The following is a 25168-nucleotide window of genomic DNA, read 5'->3' on the forward strand; positions in this document are numbered from 1 at the left end:
CTGCCTTCGTTTTTCGTTGCTGGGAGTGCTGGGCCGGTCAGTCCGGCAGGCCCGTGCGGGCCGCCGCCAACCGGGAGGAGATGGATCCGTCGATGACCTCTTCGCCGACGGTGATGAGGAGCCCGCCGACAATGTCGGGGTCGACCTCGAGCTGGACCGATACATCGGTGCCATAGATGCGGCTGAGCACCTCGGTCAGACGGGAGCGCTGGGCGTCGCTGATTTCGGTCGCGGCGGTGACCTGCGCGGTCGCTTCACCGCGGCGGGACACCGCCAACTCGGCCAGGTCGGCGACTGCTGCATCGGCGAGTTCGCCGCGCAGCAACCGAACGGTCTGAGCCAGCAGCGCCGCGGTCGTGTCGTTGACTCCCCCGCCGCTCTCGAGGACCTTGTTCAGCAGCTCGATCCGCTCGTTTGCAGGCACCGTCGGATCGGACAGCAACCGGTTGAGCCGCGACTCCGCGTCGAGCACCCGGCCCACACGGAACAGCTGCTCTTCGACCTCTTCGCTCTGCTCATTGCGCTCCGCGCGGACCACCAGCGCGAGCCGGGCGACGTGCTCGAGGGCGTCCACGAGGTTTCCGTCGCTCGACCAACGTTGCGCCACAGCGGATTTGAGCAGATCAACCGTCGGCTGTGAGAGCTTGTCGGCGAACAGTCGCTCGACCAAGCGCTCCTTGGCGGCTGGATCGTTGCTGGGCTCGGCGAGGTGGGTGTTGAGCGCGTGCTCCTTGATCAGGACAGTCGCGACCGAGGTCAGCTCGTCGGCGAGCGTCGTCAGCGCATCCGCGTCGACACCATCGGCGATCGACTCGAACTTCTTGACGACCTCGGCGAGTGCCTCCCGGCTGGCGGCCCGCAGATTGAGCGGAGCGCCCGCCTCGAGGACGGCCGGGGACGGTGCCATGCCGTCGAGCTCGTCGAGAAAGCGGTCCACCGATGCGGACTGTGCATCGGCGTCGGCGAGGTGGTCGCGGATGATCTGTTCGGCCTTGTCCACCGACTCCAACCCCAGCTGCTGGCGCAGGCCGCGGATGGTCTGCTGACGCAACAACGAGACCTGTTGATCGCCTTGCGCTTTGATGCGCTCGGCTTCGGTGCCGGCCTGCTCGCGCAGCTGCTCGGCGATCCGCGACGAGTCGGCACGGGCCTCTTCGGTCAGCTTCTCGCCGCGGTTCTTCGCCTCCTCGACAGCCTTGGCGTGCTCCGCGTCGGCGTTCGCCAGCTTGTCGGCAGCGGCCTTGCTCTCCATGAGCGCGGCGCGGACCGCTTCCTGCTGGGTGTTCATCAGCTTGCGGACCGGCGGGACCACCCATTTGACGATGATCGCCACGATGATCACGAATCCGACCAGCTGTCCGATGAAGGTGGACATCAGCGCCTCTCGCTCGCAGTGCCGTTGACGTCGACGCCGAGGATGCGGCTGGCCAGGGTGGCCGACAGACCGTCGACCGACGACTGCAACTCCTCATTGGTCGACGCCGCGTTGCGCTCCAGCTCGGCGTTGGCCGACTGCAGCTTCTCCGACACCTCGTTACCGGCCTCGGCCCTGGCCTCGTCGACCGTTTGACGACCCTCTGCGCGGGCCTCGTCGCGGATCGACGCAGCTTCACTGCGCGCCTTGGCCATGGTCTCTTCGTAGTCCGCCTGGGCAGCCGCCGTCAGCTCGGCGGCTTTCCGGTTGTCGGCAGCGGTCTTGGCCAGCATCGCCTCGCGCTCGGCCAAGACCTTGCTCACCGGCGGCACCACCCATTTCCAGATCACGCCGAGCACGATCAGGAAGATGAGCAGGACGAAGAAGAAGGTGCCGTTGGGGATCAGGAAGTTGCTGGTCCCCCCGCCTCCTTCTTCGGCTGCCAAGACCCGTGCGGTGGTTTCACCCATGACGACGAGTTAGCCGCCGACCGGGGTGGCGAACACGAACAGCGCCATGAAGGCCAGGTTGATGAAGTAGGCCGCCTCGACCAGACCGACCGTGATGAAGAACGGGGTGAACAGCCGACCCTGCGCCTCCGGCTGCCGGGCGATGCCCGAGATCAGGGCGTTACCGGCGATACCGTCGCCGATGCCTGCGCCGATCGCGCCGCCGGCCATGATCAGACCACCGCCGATGAGCGCGCCTGCAGCGATAGTGGGATCCATTACTTATCCTCCTTGATAACTGGCTCTCGGTTGTCGCCAGGTTCTGTTGGGTCTAACGGGTAGTGCTGGTCTCAGTGCGCGGTGGCCGCGTCTTTCTTCGCGTGATCGGAATCGTGGTTCGAGTCGTCGTGGTCGTGATCGAGCTCCATCGACTGTCCGAAGTACAGGATCGTCAGCAGAGCGAAGATGAACGCCTGGATGAGGCCGATGAAGAGGTCGAACGACTTCCAGATGGCGTTCGGCAGCCACAGGATCCAGGCCGGGAACAGCGCGATCAGGCCGACCATGATGCCGCCGGCGAAGATGTTGCCGAAGAGTCGCAGCGACAGCGAGATCGGCTTGGCGATCTCCTCGACGATGTTGATCGGCGCGAGGAAGGCGACATGGCCCTTGGCGACCTTGATCGGGTGGCCGATGACGCCCCGGCGCCAGACGCCTGCGGCGTGATAGCAGAGGAACACGAACAGGGCCAGCGCCAGCACGAAGTTGATGTCCGAGGCCGGCGGCTTGATGAGCTCGGTGGTCACACCCTCGGCGTCGGTGTACTGCACCGGCAGTACCGACAGCCAGTTGGCGAACAGGATGAAGCAGAACAGCGCCACCGCCAGCGGCAGCACGAACGGCGCGATCCGCATTCCGATTGCGCTCTCCACCTGGTTGCGCATCTGGATGGTGATCGCTTCGAAGAACAGCTGGACGCCGCCGGGCACGCCCGTGGACGTCACCTTGGCACGCAGGAAGAACGCCAGCGCGATGACGATGACGCCGGCGATGGCGGTCGACAGCACGGTGTCCACGTTGACCGTCAGGCCGAACCACTTCTGTTCGATGTGGTGACCGACCTCGAGGGCGAGCACGCTTTCAGTCATCTACGAATCAGTCCTTGAGCTATCCGTCGGTGGGCGTCGAGGTGTCAGCAGCGGGGGCCGCGGCGTCCGCGTGGTTATCGGGATCGCCGGCGCGCAGCTTCTTGAGAACGGGCAGGGAGGTGCTCATGACGAGCACCACCTGGAACAGTGCCAGACCGAACAGCACGCCGAGGCCCATCGGTCGGAACACGAACGCGATGGTGAGCCCGACGACGGTGATCGCCAGCAGCCGGGACGCCGAGTTCAGCGCCATCTTCTTCTTCAGCGGATGGTCGCCCGCGGTGATCGAATCGACCGCGCGACGCACCAGCAGAGCATTGGTCAGGCCCAGCGCCATGCCGATCGCGAAGAATGCGCCGAAGAGGGGGTAGCCGACGAGCGCAGCGGCGACCGTGACGAGGCCGGAGACGGCCGCACAGATCACGAGCAGACGGACCGGCCGGAAAGCCACGGAGGGGAACACCAACGGCGCGTCCTGCGCTGGCGTCGTCACTGCGTCACCTCAATCCCGCGGTCATGTCGTGTGAGCGTCGTCTCGTTGATCCTGTGAGCGTCCGTAGCGTATCGGAGTGCGACGGGCGCGCGGGAATCACCCAAGAAGAAGCTCCTGAATCAGTCGATCTGTCGGTCGTGTGTCCGCCCCGATCGCCTCCCAGGAATCTGGGAACCAATGGTTCGGAGGCCGGCAACCCGCGAGGTTTTTTCGGGTTCTAACTGAACCCTAACACATGGTGAGAGCCCCAAAAGGGGCCCTACTACTTTTTGTCGTATATCCGGTTCGCGGGTCCGTCGACGGCGTCCTCACCGTCGGTGTCGCGCCGTCTGAGCAACGGAATCAGCGTCACCACCCCGGCCACGACGATGGCACCCGCCATCACCGCGGCGGTGTGGCGCGGATCGAAGAAGATCGTGCTCGCCGCTCCGAGGGCGACGATGCCCACCCACAAGTAGATGAGCAGCACCACCCGCCGGTGGGAATGGCCGATCTCGAGCAGGCGGTGGTGTAGGTGCATCTTGTCCGGGCTGAACGGGCTCAGGCCGGCCCGGGTCCGGCGGATGATCGCGAGCAGCATGTCCAGCGCAGGCACGAACATGACCGCGACCACGAGCAGGAACGGTGACAGCAGGGCGAACACGTCGCGCGCACCGTACGCCGTCTGCGAGATCGGCCCCGCCGCGGTCGTGGAAGCCGCCGCGAGCATGAGCCCGATCAGCATCGACCCGGAATCCCCCATGAAAATCCGCGCCTTGTGGAAGTTGTGCGGCAGGAAGCCCAGGCATGCACCGGCCAACACCACCGAGATCACTGCGGGCGGGTAGAACAGCACGTCGCCGCCGTGGTCGTGCAGCAGCCCGACCGAGAAGATGCAGATGGCAGACGCGGTGATCAGCCCCAGACCGGCCGCCAGACCGTCGAGGCCGTCGACGAAGTTCATCGCGTTGACGATGGCGACGGTCAGCGCGAGCGTGAGCAGGATGGACGCGACCTGGTCGAGCACGATGGTGCCGACCCCACCGATCGGGATGTAGAGCACGCTCCACGCCACACCCATCGTGACCATCACGCTGGCCGCGGTGATCTGGCCGGCGAACTTGGTGAGCGCGTCGAGCCCCCATCGGTCGTCGATCAATCCGACCACCATGATCAGCCCGCCCGCCACGACGACGGCCGGTAGACCCGATGAGTACACGAAGCCGCGCGTCAGCGCAGGCAGCTGCGAGGCGAGCAGGACGGCGAAGACGACGCCCGCGTACATGGCCAGCCCGCCCATCCGCGGCGTCGGCTGCATGTGCACGTCGCGTTCGCGCGGATAGGCGACCGCACCCCAGCGAGTGGCGAGCACCCGCACCCAGCCGGTGGCCAGATAGGTGATGATCGCCGCGGTCAGACCCACCAGGGCCAGCTCACGCAGAGGCACCCCCGCCCCACGGTCGGTGAGTGCCAGCAGCGTGGTGGACATGATCAGTCCGTGATCGCCGTCAGCGATGCGGCCTCGACGCCGAGCACACCGGCGACGGCGTCGACAGAGACCGGACCCTGCCGCAGGACGCGGGGATGCGCGCCGGTGAGATCGACGATGGTCGACGCCGCCTGCTGTTCGGCCGGACCGCCGTCGAGGTAGACCTCGACGAGGTCACCGAGTTGCTCGCGGGCCTGCTGGGCGCTGACGGACGCGGGACGCCCCGAGATGTTGGCGCTCGACACCGCGAGCGGTCCGACCTCGCGCAACAACTCGATCGCGACGGGGTGCAGTGGCATGCGCAGCATCACGGTGCCGTTCGCATCGCCGAGATCCCACTGCAGTGACGGGGCCTGACGGACCACGAGGCTCAGCGCGCCGGGCCAGAACGCCCGGATCAGTTCCTTGGCGCTCTGCGGCACCGAATAGACGAGGCCGTCGATGGTGTGCCACGAGCCGACCAGCACCGGGACCGGCATGTCACGCCCCCGCCCCTTGGCGGCGAGCAGCGCTGCGACCGCGGCACTGTCGAAGGCATCGGCACCGATGCCGTACACGGTGTCGGTGGGCATCACCACCAGGCGGCCGCCCTTGAGGGCGCTGATGGCTGACGCGATCCCGATCTCACGCTGACCGGGGTCGTCGCAGTCGAACATCTCGCTCACGTTGGCCAGCCTCTCACTCGTCGCGCACGGCCGTCACGAAGCGTGGCCGCCCGGTGAGGTCGTGTCGAGCCGTCACGTCGGTGAACCGTGCGACGCGGGTGAACGCATCGACCGTGCGCACCGAGGTGGTGTCGTCGTGTTCCACAGCGCAGAAGCCGCCCGGTCGCAGCAGTCGGGCCGCGGCGACGACAATGCGGTCGATCACCGCCATCCCGTCCGGGCCTCCGAACAGCGCATGCGACGGATCATACTGCGCCACTTCGGGTTCCAGCTGTGCACCGGTGGGGATGTAGGGCGGGTTCGTCACCAGCAGATCGACGGCGCCGTCCAGTTCGGTGAGCAGATCGGCCGACGTGACATCGGCGGACACCACCTCCACCGAGGTGCCCTCGGCGTTGCGGCGGGCATAGCGCAGAGCATCGGGCGAATCGTCGACGGCGACGACGCGGGCGCGGGGCCGGGCTGTCGCGAGCGCGAGCGCCAGCGCGCCCGAACCGGTACACAGGTCGACGATCACCGGTTCTGCGGGCAGCGGTTGAGCCAGCGCCCACTCCAGCAGCGCCTCGGTCTCGGGACGCGGAACGAAAACCCCCGGCCCGACGTGGACCGTCACCGGCCCGAAAGCTGCGGTGCCCGTGAGGTGTTGCAGCGGGACGCGTTGCGCTCGCCGCGCGACCAGAGCGCCGAAGCGCTGTGCGAAGTCGGTGTCGGGAACCGTGAAACCGACCAGCCCCCGATCGGTGCCTGCGACGTGAGCGGCGAGCAGTTCAGCGTCGACCCTCGGCGATCCGACGCCGGCCGCGGCCAACTGCTCCGCGGCGTCGTCGATCAATCGACGCATCGTCACGGGGCCGCCCGCCACGGTCACGACGCGCTCTGCAGCCGTGCCTGCCGGTCGGCCGCGGCCAGCGCGTCGAACAGCGGGTCGAGGTCGCCGTCGAGTACCTGGTCGAGGTTGTGGGCCTTGAAGTTGATCCGGTGATCGGCGATCCGGTTCTCGGGGAAGTTGTAGGTGCGGATGCGCTCACTGCGGTCCACGGTCCGAATCTGGCTGGCGCGGTCGGCCGAGGCGTCCGCGGACGCCTGCTCCTCGGCGAGTGACTGCAGCCGGGCGGCGAGCACCTGCATCGCCCGCGCCTTGTTCTGCAGCTGCGAGCGTTCGTTCTGACAGGTGACGACGATGCCGGTGGGCAGGTGGGTGATCCGCACGGCGGAGTCCGTGGTGTTGACGCCCTGGCCACCCTTCCCCGAGGAGCGGTACACGTCGATACGCAGATCGGATTCGTCGATCTGGACCTGCTCCACCTCTTCGGGCTCCGGGTACACGAGCACGCCGGCCGCCGAGGTGTGCACGCGACCCTGAGATTCGGTGACGGGGACGCGTTGCACGCGGTGCACCCCGCCTTCGAACTTCAATCGCGACCAGACACCGTCGGCGGAATCGCCCTTACTGCGTATCGACAGCGTCGCGTCTTTGTATCCGCCGAGGTCGGAGGCCGTCTCGTCGAGCATCGTGACGGTCCAGCCGTGCCGTTCGGCGTATCGGATGTACATCCGGGCGAGGTCCGCGGCGAACAGCGCGGACTCCTCGCCGCCCTCACCGGACTTGACCTCGAGAACGATGTCGTCGGCGTCATGGGGATCGCGGGGGGCCAGCAGATCGGTCAGGGCGGTTTCGAGCCGTTCGACCGTCTCCGTCAGCTCGGCGACCTCGCCGGCGAACGACGAGTCGTCGGCGGCGAGCTCACGGGCGGTGTCGAGGTCGCCGCGCGCCGCATCGAGTTTGCGGGAGGTGGCGACGATCGGCGCGATCTGGGCGAACCGGCGGCCCACCTTGCGGGCCGTCGCCGGATCGGCGTGCAACTCGGGCTCGGAGAGACGCTGCTCGAGCTCGGCATGCTCAGCCAGGATGGCGTCGATCGCCGTCGCGGTATCGCTCATCTCGCCTCCTCTGGCATGCGTCGTCGTCCCTGCTGTCGTTGTGCCCCAGTCACGAAACGGCGCCCGGCCTGCGCAGTGTGCAGCAGAGCGGGCGCCGTTCGGTCAGCTATTTGTCGTCGGAAGCTTTCGTGCGCTTGCCGTAGCGCTTCTCGAAGCGGGCGACGCGGCCGCCGCTGTCGAGGATCTTCTGCTTACCGGTGTAGAACGGGTGGCACTGCGAGCAGACCTCGACGGTGATGTTGCCGCTCTTCTTCGTGCTGCGGGTGGTGAAGGTGGCACCGCAGCCACACAGCACGTTGGTCTCGACGTAGTCCGGGTGGACGCCTGATTTCATGGTTTCCTCTTCATTCGTTGGCCCCGGGTCGCCCCTCCCGTGTCGGGAGGTTTCGGCGTGAACCGGAACCGAGGTGTAGGCACCCGGCCGGAGGCCGGAAGGCTGCCCTGGATTATGCCAGGCCAACCGCCAACAGCCTAAACGTGCGCCCGGTGGTCACTATTCCGCTGAGCTGACCTCACCGTAGGTGCGGCCGTCCCTGCGCCAGATCCGCCGTCCCGCGGGCTCGACGCCCATCGCCACCAGCTCGCGCTTGAGCACCTTGTTGGTCGCAGTTGCCGGCAGTTCGCCGGCCACCCATACGTGACGCGGCCAGGCTTTCGGCGACAGATCCGGTTGCGCGGCGAGGAACGCACCGAACTCGTCGGGGGTCAGCTGAGCACCGTCGGCCAGCACGACCGCAGCCATCACCTGGTCGCCCACGAGATCGTCGGGCACCGGATACACCGCGACCTGGCTGATGTCGGCTAGGCGGCCGAGGATCCGTTCGATCGGCGCCGCGGTCATGTTCTCGCCGTCCACCCGCATCCAGTCGGCGGTGCGCCCGGCCAGGTAGATCCAGCCGTCGGCGTCGCGGTAGGCGAGGTCACCGGACCAGAACATGCCGTGCCGCATCCGCTCGTCGGTGGCGTCCTGATCGTTGTAGTACCCGGCGAACATGCCCGGCCCTTCGGTGTTGACCAGCTCACCGATGGCGGCGTCGCCGTTGCGCAGCGCACCGTGCTCGTCGAACTCGGCGACGGCGCATTCGGTCAGCGTCTCGGGGTCGTAGATGGCGACGCCGGGGAAACCTTTGCCGATGGATCCGGGTGGGCAGCCGTCTTCGCGCGTGACGGTGACCGCGTTCTCGGTGGAACCGAACCCGTCCCAGACCTGGCAGCCGAAGCGCCGGGCGAACTCGGCGATGTCCCGGTCGCTCGCCTCGTTGCCGAACGCGATGCGCAGCGGGTTGTCCCGGTCGTCGGACTGTTCGGGCCGTGCCAGCAGATAGGCCAGCGGCTTGCCGACGTAGTTCATGTACGTGACGCCGTGACGGCGGACGTCGTCGAGGAAGCGCGACGCGCTGAATGGTGCGGGCGTCATGACCGCGCCGGAGTTCACGGCCACCGACCAGCCGGCGAGCACTCCGTTGCTGTGGAACAGCGGCATCGACAGGTAGCACACGTCGGCCGGGGTGATGTCGAAGCGACCGGCCAGCGCGGCACCCGCCAGCACGACCATTGCGTGCATCATCTTCACGGCCTTGGGGTCGCCGCTGGTGCCGGAGGTGAAGATCAGCATGAAGGTGTCGGTGGCGCTGACCTCGCGGTACGGGACGAACGGTTCCGACGATGACGCCTGCGTAGTCAGCTCTTTCCATTCCGGACTCCCGGTCAGAAGCAGCCGTACGCCGGTCAGATCGATGCCCTCGAGCAACTCGGCGTGCGCCTCGTCGGACACCAGGATCTGCACGTCAGCGCGCCGGATGTCCCGTTCCAGCGCCGCACCCCGACGTGTGTCGTTGATCCCGCACAGCACGTAGCCGCCCAGCCCCGCGGCGGCGAGCGCCGTCAGCATGTCGGGGGTGTTGCCGAGCAGCACTCCGACGTGCAGGGGCCGGCCAGGGTCGGCCAGGCCGATGAGTGTCGCCGCCTGCGCCTCCGCTTCGGCGAGGTGTTCGCGCCATGTCCAGCGCTGCCCGTCACGGGTCATCGCGAGTCCGTCGTCCTCGCGACGTTCCCGGAGCAGCTGCTGCACGGTCTCGGCCATCGGCCCGCCCTTCGCGGTGGTGAACACTTTTCGCCTGGTGTCTACTCGACCGGCCGGCGCAGCGTACCAACTACACCGCCGACCATTTGCGAAGATAGGGCGGTGAGCGTGGACACCGGGGCAGATTCTGTGACCGATACGCAGACGGCCGGCGGCGCCACGCGCGGGCGGTCGGTTCGGGATCGACTGATCGACGCTGCTGAGCAGTGCCTGACGGCCAAAGGCATTCGTGCGACCACGGTTTCGGAAGTCGCCGAGGTGGCCGGAGTGAGTCGCGGCTGGCTGTATCGGCACTTCCCCGACAAAGCCGAGCTTCTCGGCGCGGCGATCGTCCGGCTCAACGAGGCGTTCTGGACCGAGTCGCAGGCCCGGCTCGACGCGGTCGACGGACTCGACGAACGCATCGCCGTCGGTGTCGCGCTGGCGAGGCGCGAATCGGAGGCGCCGGGCGCCCTGGTCCTCAAACTGCGCCAGCAGGAGCCAGAGGCCTTCACCGCATGCGCAGGCCTGGGTGTACGCGGTCTCATCCCCGAGATCGCTGCGTTCTGGAAGCCGTATCTGCAGGCCGCGGTCGACAGCGGTGAGATCCATCCCGCCACCGACTGCGCCGAGGCCGCCGAGTGGATCGCCCGGATCGTCGTGAGCCTGGCGACGGTGCCGGGCGAGCAGTGCGACCTCGACGACCACGCGTCGGTGCTGCGCCACGCCCGGCGTTACATCGTCGCCGGGTTGCGTGCCGAGCCGGCACCCTGACCTACGCGGCCGATCTGCCCGTCATGAGCATCAGCAGATCGCGGATGGGTGCCCGGACCTCGCGGCCCTCCCCCACGTCGAACTCGACATCGACGGCAATCAGGCGCTGCCCGGCCAGACGCCGGCGGGCCTGGAACGGAAAGCCCATCTGCCAGACCCGCTGGGCGGCTGCGACGGCGGCATCGCGCGGCATCGCTCGATCGATACCCAGAGGGACGCACAGGTCCTGACCGTGGACGAGCAGGTCGATCAGCGGCTCCATGGCCGACGTCCCCGGCGGGTGGCGTCGCGAATCGGCAGCTGCCCGCAGCGCCGCGGCGATCTGCGATGGCTGACGCCGGTCGGTGCGGGCCATACGGTCGACCACGGCGTTGAACCGGAAACCGCTGCGCGCGGCCTCGAAGAGCATGCGCGGCGCGGGAAGGGTGCCGTGAGTGAGATGAGCAGCGACGTCGCGGACCGACCACCCCACACACAACGACGGCGTCGACCAGCAGTCCGGCTGATCGGCGCCGAGCTCTTCGATGACGTCGGCGAGCTCACGACGCTGGGTGGCGATGTGTCGCCAGACGGCTGCGTCTTCCACGTGACCTCCCCATTTAGTCAGTTACCCTGACGATATTAGTCAGGTTCCCATACTAAAGTCAACGGGTGTGACCGACGATCCGGGTACGGGCGTGCTGATGTTCATCGCGCACCGAGATGTCGAAACCCGCGTGATGGCAGCGCTGGCCGCCGCAGGGGTGACCGATGTGACCCTGGCGCAGTCGCGACTCCTGCAGCGGCTGAGCCCGGCGGGCACCCGCCTCACCGAACTCGCCGATCAGGCCCGAGTCACCAAACAGACCGCGGGCGCGCTGATCGACCAACTCGAGCGCTCCGGCTACGTCGTCCGTCGACCCGACCCGTCCGACGCGCGGGCGCGCCTGGTGACGCTCAGCGAGAAGGGCGCCACCCTCTGCCGAGTCGTCGCCGACGAGGTGGGACGTATCGAGGGCCAGTGGCGCGAACACCTCGGAGCGCGATCCTTCGATGCGCTGCGCACGGCACTGCTCTCGCTGCGCGAGATCACCGACCCCTACCGCTGACCGGCCGCCACACCGACAGGCCTGAGGTGACGAGGTCGTCGAGCACAGTAGCCAGCGTCTGCAGGTCGGAGTCGGAGTAGCGAGTCAGGAACTCTCGCAGCCCAGCCGACTTCTCGGCGTGCATCCGCCGGTGGACGCGCTCGAGGATCGCACCGTCGTCGGTCAGCGTCAGGCGCACCTCTTTGCGATTGCCCGGCACCGGACCGCGGTGCACCAAGCCGGCCTCGACCAGTCGTTGCACGTGCTTGGAGACGGTGCCCTTGAGTTGCCCCGTCCGCGAGGCCAATCCGACGACGTTCGTCTCCCCCTCACCGATCGCGGCCAGGACGTGGATCGCCACGGTGGGCATCTGCCGGATGGTCGACTCGAGACGGTCCGGGCACGATGCGACGAGGTAGTCCCGTTCGGCGTCCCGTCCGTCATCCGCCTCGGCCAGTGCGACGAGCAGGCTCTCGATCCGGGAGACGACGTCCGCTTTGGTTGCCACGGAAACCATAGTGACATCCCGCCGATCCGGAGATATGGTTTCTCCAGAAACAGTATTTTTGGAAACCAAGGAGCCATCGTGAAAGCTGCCGTCGTCACCGCATTCGGGGAGGCACCGAACTACACCGACATCGACGATCCTGCCGCCGACGCCATGACGGGACAGGTGCTCGCCGCGTCGGTCAAGAACCTGGACCGCGGCCTGGTCAGCGGCCACCATTACGGCAGCGCCGCCCTGCAACCGCCCTTCGTTCCGGGTGTCGACGGCGTGGTGGCGCTACCGGACGGCCGCCGGGTCTACAGCCAGTCGACCGGACCAGACGGGATGATGGCCGAGCGCGCCGCCGTCGACCCCTCCCGGATGGTCGAGCTGCCCAGCGGACTCGACCCCGCACTCGCGGCCGCGATCCCCAACCCGGGTCTGTCGGCGTGGTTCGCGCTCGAATACGCCGCGCAGGTGCAACCCGGGCAGTGTGTGCTCATCCTCGGCGCGACGGGGGTCACCGGCCGCGTGGCGACACAGTTGGCCAAACACCGCTTCGGCGCGGGCCGGATCGTGGTCGCCGGCCGCAACGAGGAGCGACTGGCCGAGCTGCTTCGCGCAGGCGCGGACGACATGGTGGTTCTCGGCGACGATCTGACCGCGCAGGTGGCGGCGCGCCACGCCGAACATCCCTTCGACGCGGTGCTCGACTACCTGTGGGGCCCGGTGGCCGAGAGCACTCTGGCCGCATTGGGCAACGCAGCGCTGACCGCGGAGTACCACCAGACGCGCTATGTGCAGATCGGCGCCATGGCCGGCGATCCGATCAGCCTGCCGTCGGCAGTGCTGCGCAGCGCGGGCGTGACGCTGACCGGTGTCGGATTCGGCAGCGTACCCACCGAGGCACAGACCCGGGCGTACAGCGAGTTCCTTCCCGAACTGTTCGCCATGGCCGCGGCCGGCACCCTCGACATCGACGTCACGCGCCGGCCGCTGGTCGACGTGGAGGCAGTCTGGGCGTCCCCCGCGTCCGCCGGAGAACGTGTGGTGCTGATCCCGTGACGGATCAGTCGTCGTTGTTTCCGCCAGGAGTGTTCTTCGAGACCTGGAGCAGGAACTCGTAGTTGTTCTTGGTCTTGCGCAGCTGGCTCATCAGCAGATCGATGGCCTGATGCGGGTCCAACCCGGAGAGCACACGGCGTAGCTTGTGCACGATCGCGAACTCGTCGGGCGAGAGCAACAGCTCGTCCTTGCGGGTGCCGGACGGGTTGACGTCCACCGCGGGGAAGACCCGGCGCTCGGCGATCTTGCGATCGAGCTTGAGCTCGGCGTTACCGGTGCCCTTGAACTCCTCGAAGATCACCGTGTCACCGGTGGAGCCCGTCTCGACCATCGCCGTGGCGATGATGGTCAGCGAACCGCCCTCTTCGATGTTGCGCGCTGCGCCGAGGAATCGCTTTGGCGGATACAGCGCGGTCGAATCGACACCGCCGGACAGGATGCGGCCCGACGCGGGTGAGGCGTTGTTGTAGGCGCGGCCCAGTCGGGTGATCGAGTCGAGCAGCACGACGACGTCCTTGCCCTGCTCGACCAGGCGCTTCGCGCGTTCGATGGCGAGCTCGGCAGCCTGGGTGTGGTCTGACGGCGGCCGATCGAAGGTCGAGGCGATGACCTCTCCCTTGACCGAGCGCTGCATGTCGGTGACCTCTTCGGGTCGCTCGTCGACCAGCACGACCATCAGGTGGCACTCGGGATTGTTGCGGGTGATCGCGTTCGCGATGTCCTGCATGATCGTGGTCTTACCGGCCTTGGGCGGGGACACGATGAGCGCGCGCTGGCCTTTGCCGATGGGCATGATCAGGTCGATCACGCGCGTGGTGAGCTTGTCGCCGCTGGTCTCCAGACGCAGCCGCTGGTTCGGGTAGAGCGGCGTGAGCTTGGTGAACTCCGGCCGCTTCCTGGCCTCCTCAACCGGCTTGCCGTTGACGGAGTCGAGGCGCACGAGCGGGTTGAACTTCTGCCGAGAGTTCTGCCCGCCGCCGCCGTCGCCCTCCTTGGGCACACGCACGGCACCGGTGACCGCGTCACCGCGGCGCAGCCCGTTCTTGCGGACCATGTTCATCGACACGTAGACGTCGTTGGGGCCCGCGAGGTAACCCGAGGTGCGGACGAACGCGTAGTTGTCGAGGACGTCGAGGATGCCCGCGACCGGCTGGACGACATCGTCTTCGCGGAGCTCGGTGTCGCGCTCAGCAGCACCACCGCCACCACCTTCACCACCGCGTTCGCGGCGGCGGCGGTCGCGGAAGCGGCGGCCGCGCCGGCCCTGCCGGCCGTCACCGTCGTCGTCGTTGTCTGCCTGATTACGATCGTTGCCCTGGTTGTTGCGGTCGTTCTGCCGGTTGCCACCATCGTTCTGCTGGTTCCGGTCGTTCTGCCGGTTGCCACCATCGTTCTGCTGGTTCCGGTCGTTCTGCCGGTTGCCACCATCGTTCTGACGACCGCCGTCGCTCTGGTTGCGGCCCTCGTTTTGTCGATTGCCGCCGTCGTTCTGACGGGCACCGTCGTTCTGGGTGCGACCCTCGCGGTCGGACTTCTCCGCTGCGTCGGGCGCGGTGTCCTTGGCGTCCTGGCTGCGGTCCGCCTTGCGCTCGGGAGCCTCGGTCGCCACTTCGGCGCGCGGAGCGTTCTCGCCGGCCGGCTGGTCAGAAGCTTTGGGCTCGCCCTGTCCGCGGGAGGCGGATCGGCGCTCGCGGCGCTGCGGGGGCGCGGTGTCGGCCGGCGCCTCAGCCGCGGGTGCCTGGGTGGCGGGTGCGGCAGATTTGCCGTTGGAGTCGCCGCGACGCTCGCGGATGGCGGCGATCAGTTCGCCCTTGCGCATCCCGGAGGCGCCTTCGACGCCGATCTCCTTGGCCAGCGTGCGCAGTTCGGGCAGCACCATGGAGGTGAGCGCGCCGCCGCGCCGAGCCGGTGCGGCAGGAGCGTCAGTGGTCACGGCAAGGGGCAGCGCGCCGTTCTCGGCGCTCGAGTCAGCCGTGATGAGGTCCGTATCGGTCACGGATTTCCTTTCTTTCCCTCGCCGATCTTGGTCTCGCGAGGGGTTCTGTGCGCTCAGTCCAATCCGCTGAACGCTGAAGTCACACCGCCGCTAGAGCAACGGTGATCCACGGGGTCCGCCGGGAGACGACACAGCCGTCGGTCCACGAGTTGAGCACCTGAAAGAATGGGTTGTCCTGAGGTCTCCGCAGTCGACGCAGGACGAGACGCCTGCGATTGCTGGACGAAAGCGAGAATAACCCGCATCTGAGCTGGAAGCAAGAATCGCGGTGATTCATCTGGTGCGTGTGTGACTGCCGCGCTTCCGGCGATCAGGGCCTGGCTGCCACGCCGGCGCACCACGTCACACCATGTCCGACCGGCGTGTTCACGACACTGAACCCGAGATCTCGACCTCGCTGCACCGCCTCCGCGGGCAGTTCGGCGTCGTGACTGAAGGCGAGCACTGCGGGCCCGGCGCCCGACAGCACTGCTGGTACCCCACAACGACGCAGAACGTCGAGGTATTCCGCAGATGCCGGCAGCGCCGGCGCACGCTGCGGTTGATGCAGCACGTCTTCGGTCGCCGCCATCAGCAGGTCGGGGCGCTCTGTCAGCGCGAGCACCAGTAGCGCTGCCCGGCTCACGTTGAAGCGGGCGTCGGTGTGGCTGACCTGGTCGGGCAGCAGTATCCGGGTTTCGGCGGTCGACGAACGCACCGCGGGGATCGCGCTGAACAGCACGATGTCCGGATGCAGCCGGATCGGCGCCGCGGCGTAGCTCGGCGCTCCCCCGGCATCCTCGGTCCACGACACCACGGCACCACCCAGAACTGCGGCCGAGGCGTTGTCGGGATGCCCTTCGAACTCCGAGGAGACCTGCACCAGCGCCTCGGTGCACATCGGACTCGAACCCGCTTGCGCAGCAAGCCCATTGGCCGCCGCCAACCCGCCGACAACCGCAGCCGCCGAAGAACCGAGACCACGCGAGTGCGGAATGACGTTGCGGCAGCGCACGATCAGCCCCGGCGCCGACACCTTCGTCTCCCGCAATCCCCGCTCGATCGCGCGCACCACCAGATGCGTCGCATCAAGAGGAACCTGCCCCTCACCCTCACCTCGCACCTCAACTACAAGGCCGGATTCCGTTGTCTCGACGACAATTTCGTCGTAAATGCCGAGCGCGATGCCCATGCTGTCGAAACCGGGGCCCAGGTTGGCGCTCGAGGCCGCCACGACCGCGGTCGCGGTCAGACCTGGAGGCAGGGTGCGGATCACGGACACGTCGACTCAGACCAGGCCGAGCTTGGCCACGACGGCGACCGGATCGACGGGAACCGGAATCACGGCGGGCATGCCCTTGAGCGCGGTGTCGGGATCTTTGAGTCCGTTGCCGGTGACGGTGCAGACCACGGTGGAACCCCTGGCCACCCAACCGTCTTCGATCGACTTCAGCAGGCCGGCGATGCTGGCCGCCGACGCCGGTTCGACGAACACACCTTCGGTACGCGCCACGAGGTGGTACGCGGCGAGAATCTCTTCGTCGGTGGCCGCGAGGAACTTGCCGTCGGACTGCTGCTGGGCCTCGACCGCCTGGGTCCACGATGCCGGCGAACCGATACGAATCGCCGTGGCGATGGTCTCGGGGTCGCTGACGGGCTCGCCGGACACCAGCGGGGCGGCGCCGGCGGCCTGCGTGCCGAGCATGCGAGGCAGTCGCGAGGCCAGGCCATCGCGGTGGTATTCGGTGTAGCCCTTCCAGTACGCGGTGATGTTCCCGGCGTTGCCCACCGGGAGTGCGTGCACATCGGGTGCGTCACCGAGCGCGTCGACGATCTCGAACGCGGCGGTCTTCTGCCCCTCGATGCGGAACGGGTTGACCGAGTTGACCAGCGACACCGTCGGGAAGTCGGCGGTCAGCTTGCGCGCCAGTTCGAGGCAGTCGTCGAAGTTGCCGTCGATCTGAATGATCTTGGCGCCGTGCATGACTGCCTGCGCGAGCTTGCCCAGCGCGATCTTGCCCTGCGGCACGAGCACCGCGCAGGTGATGCCCGCCCGCGCGGCGTAGGCGGCTGCCGATGCCGACGTGTTGCCCGTCGACGCACACAGCACGGCCTGCTGACCGCGCGCGACCGCTTCGGTGACGGCCATCGTCATCCCGCGGTCCTTGAACGAGCCGGTGGGGTTGAGGCCTTCCACCTTGAGATGCACGGTGCAGCCGGTGTAATCGGACAGCCGCGGGGCGGGCAGCAGCGGAGTGCCGCCCTCGCGCAACGTGATCGGCGTCCACGACTCGTCGATGGGCAGCCGGTCGCGGTAGGCCTCGATCAGACCGGGCCAGGGCTGGTGTACGGCGCGGGTGGTGTTCACTCTGCAGTCCCTTCCATCCGCAGCACGCTGTTGATGCTGGACACGACTTCCAGATCAGCCAGTGCGGCAACAGTTTCCGATAGTGCGGCGTCGGTCGCCCGGTGGGTGACCACGACGATGCGGGCGCCACAGCGCGTCCCGCCCTCGTCGACCATGCCTTCCTGACGCACCTCGGCGATGCTGACCTCGCGCTTGGAGAACTCAGCGGCGACGGCCGACAGCACGCCGGGGCGGTCGGTGACGTTCATGTTGACGTAATAGCGGGTCGCGATGTCGCCGATCGGCGCCACCGGCAGCTTCGCGTACTTGGACTCTCGGGGCCCGCGCCCGCCCTGCACGCGGTTGCGGGCGGCCATCACCACGTCGCCGAGCACGGCCGACGCAGTGGGAGCGCCACCGGCACCCTGCCCGTAGAACATCAAACGGCCGGCCGCCTCGGCTTCCACGACCACCGCGTTGAAAGCCCCGTTGACCGACGCCAGCGGATGGGTCAACGGCACGAGCGCGGGATAGACCCGGGCCGAAACCCGCTGCTGTCCATCGCCATCGGTGAGCCGCTCGCAGATCGCGAGCAGCTTGATCGTGCAGCCGAGCGCACGCGCCGAGGCGAAGTCGGCGGCGCTGACCTTGGTGATGCCCTCGCGGTACACGTCGTCGGCGGTGACCCGGGTGTGGAAGGCGATCGAGGCGAGGATGGCCGCCTTGGCGGCGGCATCGTATCCCTCGACGTCGGCGGTCGGGTCGGCTTCGGCGTAGCCGAGCGCGCTGGCATCGGCCAGGGCGCTGTTGTAATCGGCGCCCGTGCTGTCCATCGCGGACAGGATGTAGTTCGTGGTGCCGTTGACGATGCCCGCTACCCGCAGCACCGTGTCACCGGCGAGCGACTGAGTGAGCGGACGGATCACCGGGATCGCGCCGGCCACCGCTGCCTCGAAATACAGGTCCACGTGGGCGTTCTCGGCGGCCTGGGCGAGCTCGCCGGCGGCGACGGCCATCAGCGCCTTGTTGGCGGTGACGACGGACTTGCCCTGTTCCAGCGCCGCCAGGATGGCCTTGCGTGCCGGTTCCACCGGGCCCATGAGTTCGACGACGATGTCGACATCGTCGCGCGAGACCAGTCCGTCGATGTCGTCGGTGAGCAGGTCCACCGGGACCCCGCGATCATCGGCGACGCGGCGCACCCCGATCCCCCGGACCTCCAGCGGCGCGCCGATGCGCGCGGTCAGGTCGGCCGCGCTGCGCTCGATGATGCGCACCACCTCGCTACCGACGTTTCCATGGCCCAGGACGGCCACTCCGATCGCGTCACTCACCGCGTCACCTCACTTCCAGACTCAACAAGTCATCGACCGTTTCCCGGCGCAGGATCAGGCGGGTCTGCCCGTCGCGCACGGCCACCACGGCCGGCCGGCCGATCAGGTTGTATCGGCTCGACATCGAATAGCAGTATGCGCCGGTGGCCGCCACCCCGAGCAGGTCACCCGGGGCCACGTCGCCGGGCAACCAGGCGTCGCGCACCACGATGTCGCCGCTTTCGCAGTGTTTCCCGACCACCCGGGAGAGCACCGGGGCCTCGTCGGTGGTGCGCGAGAGCAGCCGCACGTCGTATTCGGCGCCGTAGAGCGAGGTACGGATGTTGTCGCTCATCCCGCCGTCGACGCTGACGTAGCGGCGCTGCCGGTCAGCCGCGATGGCGACGTCCTTGACGGTGCCGACCTCGTAGATCGTGACGGTCCCGGGTCCGGCGATCGCCCGTCCCGGTTCGACGACGAGCCGGGGCGCGGGCAACCCGACGGCCGCCGATTCGTTCTCGACGATCGCGCCGATCTTCGCGGCGAGGTCCTCCATCGGCGGCGGATCGTCGGACGGCAGGTAGGAGATGCCCAGCCCGCCGCCCAGGTCGACGATCGACATCTGCGCGGTCTTGTCGACGCCGAACTCGGCGACCACGTTGCGCAGCAGGCCGATCACCCGGTGGGCGGCGAGCTCGAAGCCTGCGACGTCGAAGATCTGCGAGCCGATGTGGCTGTGCAGGCCGACCAGGCGGAGGTGGTCGGCCTCGAACACCCGTCGCACCGCGGCCATCGCCGCGCCGCTGGCCAGCGACAGCCCGAACTTCTGATCCTCGTGCGCGGTGGAGATGAACTCATGGGTGTGGGCTTCCACGCCGACGGTGACGCGGATCAATACGTCCTGCACGACGCCGGCGTCACCGGCGATCGCGTCGAGGCGTTCGATCTCGGTCATCGAATCGACCACCACGTGCTCGATCCCCGCCTGCACCGCCGCGGTCAGCTCGGCGATGGATTTGTTGTTGCCGTGCAGCGCAATGCGATTGGCGGGGAAGCCGGCGTGTAGCGCGACTGCGAGCTCGCCGCCGCTGGCGACGTCGAGGGACAGGCCCTCCTCGTCGACCCAGCGTGCGATCTCGGTGCACAGAAAAGCTTTGGCCGCGTAGCGGACATGGTTCCCGCCGCCGAACGCTGCCGCGATTTCCCTGCAGCGAGAACGGAAGTCGTCCTCGTCGACGACGAACACAGGGGTGCCGTATTCGGCGGCGATGTCCGCGACCGACACCCCACCGATCGTCAGGACACCGGCGTCGTCCCGGACGGCGTTGCGGGGCCACACTTTCGGCGCCAACGCGGCGACATCGGCCGCGGTCTGAGGCCGGGCCGGCGCGCCCGCGTGATGAATCTCTTCAGCGTGACGGGGCCCGGCCGGGTGGGCGATCACATCCGCTCCGGCGCGCTGACGCCGAGGATGGTCAGACCGTTGGCGATCACCTGACGGGTGGCCGCACACAGGGCCAGCCGCGCGGCATTCAGATCGCCGGGCTCCTCGTCACCCTGGGGCAGCACCCGGCAGGAGTCGTAGAAGCGGTGGTAGTCGCCGGCGAGGTCCTCGAGGTAGCGCGAGACGCGGTGCGGTTCGCGCAGCGCCGCCGCGGTGGCCAGCACCCGCGGGAACTCGCCGATGTTGCGGATCAGCGTTCCCTCTTTGTCGTGGGTCAGCAGATCGAGGTGCGCGGTGTCGGGCGCGATGCCGAGGTCTGCGGCGTTGCGGGCCAGCGCGGACAGCCGCGCGTGCGCGTATTGCACGTAATAGACCGGGTTTTCGGCCGATGCCGAAGACCACAGCTCGAGGTCGATGTCGATCGGGGTGTCGACAGAGCTGCGGATCAACGCGTACCGGGCGGCGTCCACACCGATCGCCTCGACCAGATCGTCGAGGGTGATCACGGTGCCGGCACGCTTGCTCATCCGCAGGGGCTGGCCGTCGCGGACGAGGTTGACCATCTGGCCGATGAGCACCTCGACGGTGTCGGGATCGTCGCCCAGAGCCGCTGCGGCGGCTTTGAGCCGCGCGATGTAGCCGTGGTGGTCGGCGCCGAGCATGTAGATGCACAGGTCGAAACCGCGCTGGCGCTTGTCGAGGAAGTAAGCGAGGTCACCGGCGATGTAAGCAGGGTTGCCGTCGCTCTTGATGACGACCCGGTCCTTGTCGTCGCCGTAGTCGGTGGTGCGCAGCCAGGTGGCGCCGTCCTTCTCGTAGATGGCGCCGGTTTCGCGCAGCTTGGCGATGGCCTGGTCGACGCGGCCGGAGGTGTGCATCGAGTCTTCGTGGGTGTAGATGTCGAAGTCGGTGCCGAAGTCATGCAGCGAGGCCTTGATGTGGTCGAACATCAGGTTGACGCCGATAGCGCGGAACGTCTCGCGCATCTGCTCGTCGGGCAGGCTCAGCGCATCGGGTTCTTTAGTCCGGACCTGCTCGGCGATGTCGCCGATGTAGGAGCCGGCGTAGCCGTCCTCGGGGGTCGGCTCGCCCTTGGCGGCGGCGATCAGCGAGTTGGTGAACCGGTCGATCTGGGCGCCGTGGTCGTTGAAGTAGTACTCGCGTACCACCTCGGCGCCCTGAGTGGTCAGCAGGCGACCAAGGGCATCGCCGACGGCTGCCCAGCGGGTGCCGCCGATGTGGATCGGGCCGGTCGGGTTGGCCGAGACGAACTCGAGATTGACTCTGCGGCCGCCCAGCTGGGTCGAGGTACCGAAGCCGGCGCCGGCGGTGATGACGTCTTTGACCAGCACGTTCTGGGCGGCGGCCTCGATGCGCAGGTTGACGAACCCGGGTCCGGCGACGTCGGCGGCGGCGATGCCGGGCTGCTCGATGAGCGCGGTGGCCAGCCAGCCGGCCAGCTCGCGGGGGTTGGCGCCGACCTTCTTGCCCAGCTGAAGGGCCAGGTTGGTGGCGTAGTCGCCGTGCTCGGGATTGCGGGGGCGTTCCACGGTGACGGTGGCCGGCAGTGCAGAGGAGTCCAGGCCGTGCGTATCGAGCACCGCGGCAGCGGTGCTGCGGAGCAGTTCGGCCAGATCGGCAGGGGTCACGAGGGACCATCCTATGGTCTGGGGCCCTTCTGCCCCGAATCCGTTTCCTCGCGCGGATGCGCTACGCTAGCCACGCCCGATTCGGCGCAGTGTCATCATGCGCCCCCGTAGCTCAGGGGATAGAGCGTCTGCCTCCGGAGCAGAAGGCCGCAGGTTCGAATCCTGCCGGGGGCACTCATCACGTCAACCGCCCCTCAGCGACCGATGACGTCACCGCCGAGCGAGCAGCTCCTCGTACGCCAACCGCCCACGCGTGAACGTCACCGCGTCACCGCCGCGGTCGGGATGGTGACGGGCCGCGTAGCGCCGCCAGGCACGGTTCAGGTCAGCCTCGGTGTGGACCTCACCGAGCCCCAGAACCGACAGCGGATCAGTCTGCGGAGCAGGCAGTTCCGGCACCTTCATCCGCGGCGGCGCATCGTTTTCGTCGAAGCGCGATGACGCAAACCCATCGGACGTCTTTTGGCCCGGGGCTTTCTTGCCAGGCGCTTTTTTCGCGGCAGCCTTCTTGCCCGCGGCCTTCTTGCCCGGCACCTTCTTCGCCGCGGCCTTCTTACCCGGCACCTTCTTGCCTGCGGCCTTCTTGCCCGGCACCTTCTTGCCTGCGGCCTTCTTGCCCGGCACCTTCTTCGCCGCCGCCTTCTTGCCCGGCGCCTTCTTCGCGGGCACATCCCCGCCACGCCCGACCAAGTCGCTCATCGTCTGCTCCTTCACATGCTGGGTCGGGAAGCCGACGCTACCGCCGGGGGCTGAAATGAGTCTGAAGACGTTGCATGTGCCGTTGCGGCGGGCGCCGTCCGTCCATGTCCCTAGTTCCGGGAAGCGAGAGTTTCGCGAGCCAACCGTGCGAGCTCTTTCGTCGCAGGCGAGAGGATCGCCGACTCCCTCTGGATGAGCGCGACGGTGTCGTAGAGCGGCTCCTCCAGCGGCAGGTACCTGATGCCGGGCGGCGCAATGCCCGAGGACGCGACAGCTCTCGACACGATGGTCTCCCCGGCGCCGGACGCGACGAGCTCGAGCGCGGTGTCCACCTGCTCGACCTCGATCTGGGGCTCGATGACGAGCCCTCGGAGCAGTGCCCGCTCCGCCAACTGACGACGGGTGGGATCGCGCCACCCCGCGTGCGCGTCGTAGAGGACGAGCTTCGCCTCCGCCATGTCCTCGATGGAGACCGGCCGGGTGCGCCACTCGTACGACGTCGCGTACACCACCTCGTCCTTCAACAACGGCGTGACAGACAGGTCACTGGTGTCGACCGGTAACACGACGAGCCCAGCTTCGAGACCACCATCGCGCACCAGATCCGCGACATCCGCGGAGTTCACCCCGATGACGCGGAGCCGCACGTTGGGGTATCGGGCGTGGAACGACGTCAGCAGGTCGGCCATGGCGTAGTACTTCGCATTACGCAACAGGCCGATCGACGCGACGCCGCCCTGCAGACCGGTGACCGCCTTCAAGGCCCTGTCGGCGCCATCGGCGGATGCCAGTGTCTGCTCGGCAAGCGGCAACAGCTCCTCGCCCGGAGCGGTCAGCGTGAGTCGGCGTGCGCCGCGAACGAAAAGCGGTGTGCCATATTGCTGTTCGATGCGTCGGATGGTCTCGGAAACAGTCGGCTGCGACATGTGCAGCTCTTTGGCGGCGGCGGTGAACGAACCGCACTGCGCCGCCGTGACGAACACGCGTAGCTGAATGAGCGACAGCGACATAGCTAAACACGATAGCAGTCCTCGGTTTTCACAAGGTTGTCCTCTTGCTCAGACGTTCATACGCTGAAATTCGCCTCAGACCGCGCCACCGCAACCCAGGAGATCACCATGGACACCTCGGAGGAGGACCGACAACTCGGCGAATTGGGTTACACCCAGAAACTCAGTCGCTCGGTGGGCGGTGTCTCGTCGTTCTTCCTCGGCTTCTCCGTCATCAGTGCCACCACCGCGGTGTTCTCCGGGTTCGGCTTCGGGTTGAACACCGCCGGACCGGCCTTCGTGTGGACCTTTCCCCTCGCGGTCGCCATCTTCTTCGTCTGGGCGCTGATCGCCGCCGACCTGGTGGTCAAACTGCCTCTCGCCGGCTACGCCTACCAGTGGACGAGTCGACTCGTCAGCCCGAACCTGGGCTGGTTCACGGGATTCGCGGGGGCCGTCGGATTCATCAGCGGATTCACCGGCGTCGCATTCGTCATGTCCGGGTACATCGGCAGCCTGCTCGGCATCGAGATGACCACGCCCGCACAGATCTTCACCTCGATCGTCGTCGTACTGCTGTGTGTCCTGATCAACGTCTACGGCGTGCGGCTCGCAACCATGCTCAACAACATCGGCGTCGCCCTCGAACTGGTCGTGACCATCGGCGCGACCGCGTTCATCGCCATCGTCGCGTTCTTCGTCTCCAATGAACACCAGGGCATCGAGTTCCTCTTCAGCACCGGTCCTGCGGGCGAATCCAGTTCGCCCTATGTGATCGTGTGGCTGACTGCCAGCCTCGGGTGCATCTTCGGACTGCTGGGCGTCGAGGCAGCCGCCGACGTCGCGGAGGAGACGAAGAACGCACGCCGCACCATCCCGCGTACGATGTTCCTCGCCCTGGGGGTGGCCTCGGCAATCGAGTTCTTCATGTACATCGTATTCCTCCTGGTCATCAAAGACCCGGACACGCTGTCCGACAGCGCATCTCCCATCACCGACCTGTTCGCCCAGCAGGTGTCACCGTGGTTCTCGAAGCTGGTGATCGCAGTGGCATTGACCAACATCCTCGTCTGCGTCCTGGCCAGCATGCTCGTCGCCACGCGCCTGGTGTACGCACTGGGGCGCGACAACATGCTTCCCGGGTCGCACCTGCTTCGGCGCGTCTCTGCAACGCACAAGGTGCCCACCAACGCTGTGTGGGCAACCGGCCTCGTCTCGTTCGCACTGCTGCTGTCCGCCCTCGCGAATGAAAAGACCTTCTCTTACATCATCGGCATGTCGGCTCTCGGGTTCTTTGCGGTCTACCTGCTCACGACATCGGGACTCGTCGTCGCCAATGCGCGCAAGCGGATTCCCCAAGGTGTCGCTGGGGTCTTCGACCTCGGCCGCATGCGACTCCCGGTGTACGTCCTCGGACTGGTGGTGTTCGGATCGGTCATGTCGGCGCTGCTGTTCCTGCCCGACTTCCGGGCCAACGCCATCGTGTTCGTCGTGACGATGGGAGTGGCCGGCATCTGGTGGCTCGCCGTCCTGAGAGCACGCATCGCGCGATCCGACGCCGGGCCGAAGTATGCATTGGCAAAGGCCGAACGTCGAGACTCGACGGCAGCGTTGCCCTGACAGTCGCGCCGAACCGCCGTCGAGACCAAGGCCCACATCGGGTCTTGGTCCTGACGCATCTCCCCGCCCCTGCGGGCGGGTTCTGGGCATAGCGAAACC

The 25168-nt window shown here is 67.6% G+C and carries 25 protein-coding genes and 1 tRNA gene; 5 read left to right on the plus strand and 21 right to left on the minus strand.

Going from position 1 to position 25168, the window contains the following annotated elements; genetic code table 11:
• Positions 1-37: 37 nt before the first annotated feature.
• The 11 genes from ACZ50N_RS17785 to fadD1 all read right to left on the minus strand — a co-directional run bounded on the left by ACZ50N_RS17785 (position 38) and on the right by fadD1 (position 9661).
• Positions 38-1375 (minus strand): F0F1 ATP synthase subunit B/delta, encoded by a 1338-nt coding sequence (locus ACZ50N_RS17785; protein ID WP_046361388.1) that lies wholly within the window; start codon positions 1373-1375, stop codon positions 38-40.
• Entirely contained in the window at positions 1375-1884 is a 510-nt protein-coding gene (locus tag ACZ50N_RS17790; protein ID WP_046361387.1) for a F0F1 ATP synthase subunit B, read from the minus strand. Before ACZ50N_RS17790 ends, ACZ50N_RS17785 begins: the two co-directional genes overlap by 1 nt.
• Positions 1885-1893: 9 nt before the next feature.
• Positions 1894-2142, minus strand: coding sequence for a F0F1 ATP synthase subunit C (locus ACZ50N_RS17795; RefSeq protein ID WP_046361386.1), 249 nt, complete (start codon positions 2140-2142; stop codon positions 1894-1896).
• Between the two features lie 71 nt (positions 2143-2213).
• On the minus strand, positions 2214-3011 hold the full coding sequence (gene atpB / locus ACZ50N_RS17800; RefSeq protein WP_046361385.1) for a F0F1 ATP synthase subunit A: 798 nt from the start codon (positions 3009-3011) through the stop codon (positions 2214-2216).
• A 19-nt stretch (positions 3012-3030) separates the two neighbouring features.
• Positions 3031-3504, minus strand: coding sequence for an ATP synthase subunit I (locus ACZ50N_RS17805; protein WP_048422045.1), 474 nt, complete (start codon positions 3502-3504; stop codon positions 3031-3033).
• 262 nt (positions 3505-3766) lie between these two features.
• Positions 3767-4972, minus strand: coding sequence for a glycosyltransferase family 4 protein (locus ACZ50N_RS17810; protein WP_046361383.1), 1206 nt, complete (start codon positions 4970-4972; stop codon positions 3767-3769).
• A 2-nt stretch (positions 4973-4974) separates the two neighbouring features.
• A complete protein-coding gene (locus ACZ50N_RS17815; RefSeq protein WP_046361382.1) occupies positions 4975-5637 on the minus strand; it encodes an L-threonylcarbamoyladenylate synthase in 663 nt (220 codons plus the stop codon).
• Positions 5638-5650: 13 nt separating this feature from the next.
• A complete protein-coding gene (gene prmC, locus ACZ50N_RS17820) occupies positions 5651-6478 on the minus strand; it encodes a peptide chain release factor N(5)-glutamine methyltransferase (RefSeq protein WP_133414275.1) in 828 nt (275 codons plus the stop codon).
• 23 nt (positions 6479-6501) lie between these two features.
• The gene (prfA, locus tag ACZ50N_RS17825) at positions 6502-7578 is read right to left on the minus strand and encodes a peptide chain release factor 1 (protein WP_046361381.1); all 1077 of its coding nucleotides are present in this window, start codon (positions 7576-7578) and stop codon (positions 6502-6504) included.
• 106 nt (positions 7579-7684) lie between these two features.
• Positions 7685-7912, minus strand: a complete 228-nt coding sequence (rpmE, locus tag ACZ50N_RS17830) for a 50S ribosomal protein L31 (protein WP_046361380.1) — start codon at positions 7910-7912, stop codon at positions 7685-7687.
• A gap of 159 nt (positions 7913-8071) precedes the next feature.
• The gene (gene fadD1, locus ACZ50N_RS17835) at positions 8072-9661 is read right to left on the minus strand and encodes a fatty-acid--CoA ligase FadD1 (protein WP_464470396.1); all 1590 of its coding nucleotides are present in this window, start codon (positions 9659-9661) and stop codon (positions 8072-8074) included.
• Positions 9662-9790: 129 nt separating this feature from the next.
• Between fadD1 and ACZ50N_RS17840 the strand changes: the two genes are divergently transcribed.
• Positions 9791-10414, plus strand: a complete 624-nt coding sequence (locus tag ACZ50N_RS17840; protein ID WP_073682014.1) for a TetR/AcrR family transcriptional regulator — start codon at positions 9791-9793, stop codon at positions 10412-10414.
• Between the two features lies 1 nt (position 10415).
• Here ACZ50N_RS17840 and ACZ50N_RS17845 read toward each other — a convergent pair whose 3' ends face one another.
• Positions 10416-11000: a maleylpyruvate isomerase family mycothiol-dependent enzyme gene (locus tag ACZ50N_RS17845; protein ID WP_464473430.1), complete on the minus strand. Its 585-nt coding sequence runs from the start codon at positions 10998-11000 to the stop codon at positions 10416-10418.
• 67 nt (positions 11001-11067) lie between these two features.
• Between ACZ50N_RS17845 and ACZ50N_RS17850 the strand changes: the two genes are divergently transcribed.
• Positions 11068-11502 (plus strand): MarR family winged helix-turn-helix transcriptional regulator, encoded by a 435-nt coding sequence (locus tag ACZ50N_RS17850; protein WP_464473431.1) that lies wholly within the window; start codon positions 11068-11070, stop codon positions 11500-11502.
• Here ACZ50N_RS17850 and ACZ50N_RS17855 read toward each other — a convergent pair.
• Positions 11483-11989, minus strand: coding sequence for a MarR family winged helix-turn-helix transcriptional regulator (locus ACZ50N_RS17855; protein ID WP_046361421.1), 507 nt, complete (start codon positions 11987-11989; stop codon positions 11483-11485). The two genes, ACZ50N_RS17850 and ACZ50N_RS17855, sit on opposite strands and share 20 nt — an antisense overlap.
• Positions 11990-12067: 78 nt before the next feature.
• On the opposite strand from ACZ50N_RS17855, the gene ACZ50N_RS17860 reads away from it, so the two are divergent.
• A complete protein-coding gene (locus ACZ50N_RS17860; protein ID WP_046361377.1) occupies positions 12068-13033 on the plus strand; it encodes a quinone oxidoreductase family protein in 966 nt (321 codons plus the stop codon).
• A 4-nt stretch (positions 13034-13037) separates the two neighbouring features.
• Here the strand turns inward: ACZ50N_RS17860 and rho are convergent, their stop codons facing one another.
• The 6 genes from rho to argS form a co-directional block, all read right to left on the minus strand.
• Positions 13038-15029: a transcription termination factor Rho gene (gene rho, locus ACZ50N_RS17865; protein WP_464473432.1), complete on the minus strand. Its 1992-nt coding sequence runs from the start codon at positions 15027-15029 to the stop codon at positions 13038-13040.
• Between the two features lie 310 nt (positions 15030-15339).
• The gene (gene thrB / locus ACZ50N_RS17870; RefSeq protein WP_464475667.1) at positions 15340-16284 is read right to left on the minus strand and encodes a homoserine kinase; all 945 of its coding nucleotides are present in this window, start codon (positions 16282-16284) and stop codon (positions 15340-15342) included.
• A 12-nt stretch (positions 16285-16296) separates the two neighbouring features.
• Positions 16297-17376, minus strand: coding sequence for a threonine synthase (gene thrC, locus ACZ50N_RS17875; protein ID WP_464473433.1), 1080 nt, complete (start codon positions 17374-17376; stop codon positions 16297-16299).
• Positions 17373-18689, minus strand: coding sequence for a homoserine dehydrogenase (locus ACZ50N_RS17880; protein ID WP_464470392.1), 1317 nt, complete (start codon positions 18687-18689; stop codon positions 17373-17375). The genes thrC and ACZ50N_RS17880 overlap by 4 nt, the downstream gene beginning before the upstream one ends.
• Before the next feature lie 4 nt (positions 18690-18693).
• Positions 18694-20112 carry a diaminopimelate decarboxylase gene (gene lysA / locus ACZ50N_RS17885; RefSeq protein ID WP_464473434.1) on the minus strand — a complete coding sequence of 473 codons (1419 nt, stop codon included), beginning with the start codon at positions 20110-20112 and terminating at the stop codon, positions 18694-18696.
• Positions 20109-21761, minus strand: coding sequence for an arginine--tRNA ligase (gene argS / locus ACZ50N_RS17890; RefSeq protein WP_464473435.1), 1653 nt, complete (start codon positions 21759-21761; stop codon positions 20109-20111). Before argS ends, lysA begins: the two co-directional genes overlap by 4 nt.
• A gap of 101 nt (positions 21762-21862) precedes the next feature.
• Here argS and ACZ50N_RS17895 point away from each other — a divergent pair.
• Positions 21863-21935: transfer RNA gene (locus ACZ50N_RS17895), tRNA-Arg, on the plus strand.
• Between the two features lie 36 nt (positions 21936-21971).
• Here ACZ50N_RS17895 and ACZ50N_RS17900 read toward each other — a convergent pair.
• The gene (locus ACZ50N_RS17900) at positions 21972-22460 is read right to left on the minus strand and encodes a J domain-containing protein (protein WP_464473436.1); all 489 of its coding nucleotides are present in this window, start codon (positions 22458-22460) and stop codon (positions 21972-21974) included.
• Between the two features lie 110 nt (positions 22461-22570).
• A complete protein-coding gene (locus ACZ50N_RS17905) occupies positions 22571-23470 on the minus strand; it encodes a LysR family transcriptional regulator (protein WP_464473437.1) in 900 nt (299 codons plus the stop codon).
• Between the two features lie 108 nt (positions 23471-23578).
• Between ACZ50N_RS17905 and ACZ50N_RS17910 the strand changes: the two genes are divergently transcribed.
• Positions 23579-25069, plus strand: coding sequence for an APC family permease (locus tag ACZ50N_RS17910; protein ID WP_464470387.1), 1491 nt, complete (start codon positions 23579-23581; stop codon positions 25067-25069).
• The last annotated feature ends 99 nt before the right edge of the window (positions 25070-25168 follow it).

Source organism: Mycolicibacterium obuense, assembly GCF_055397605.1.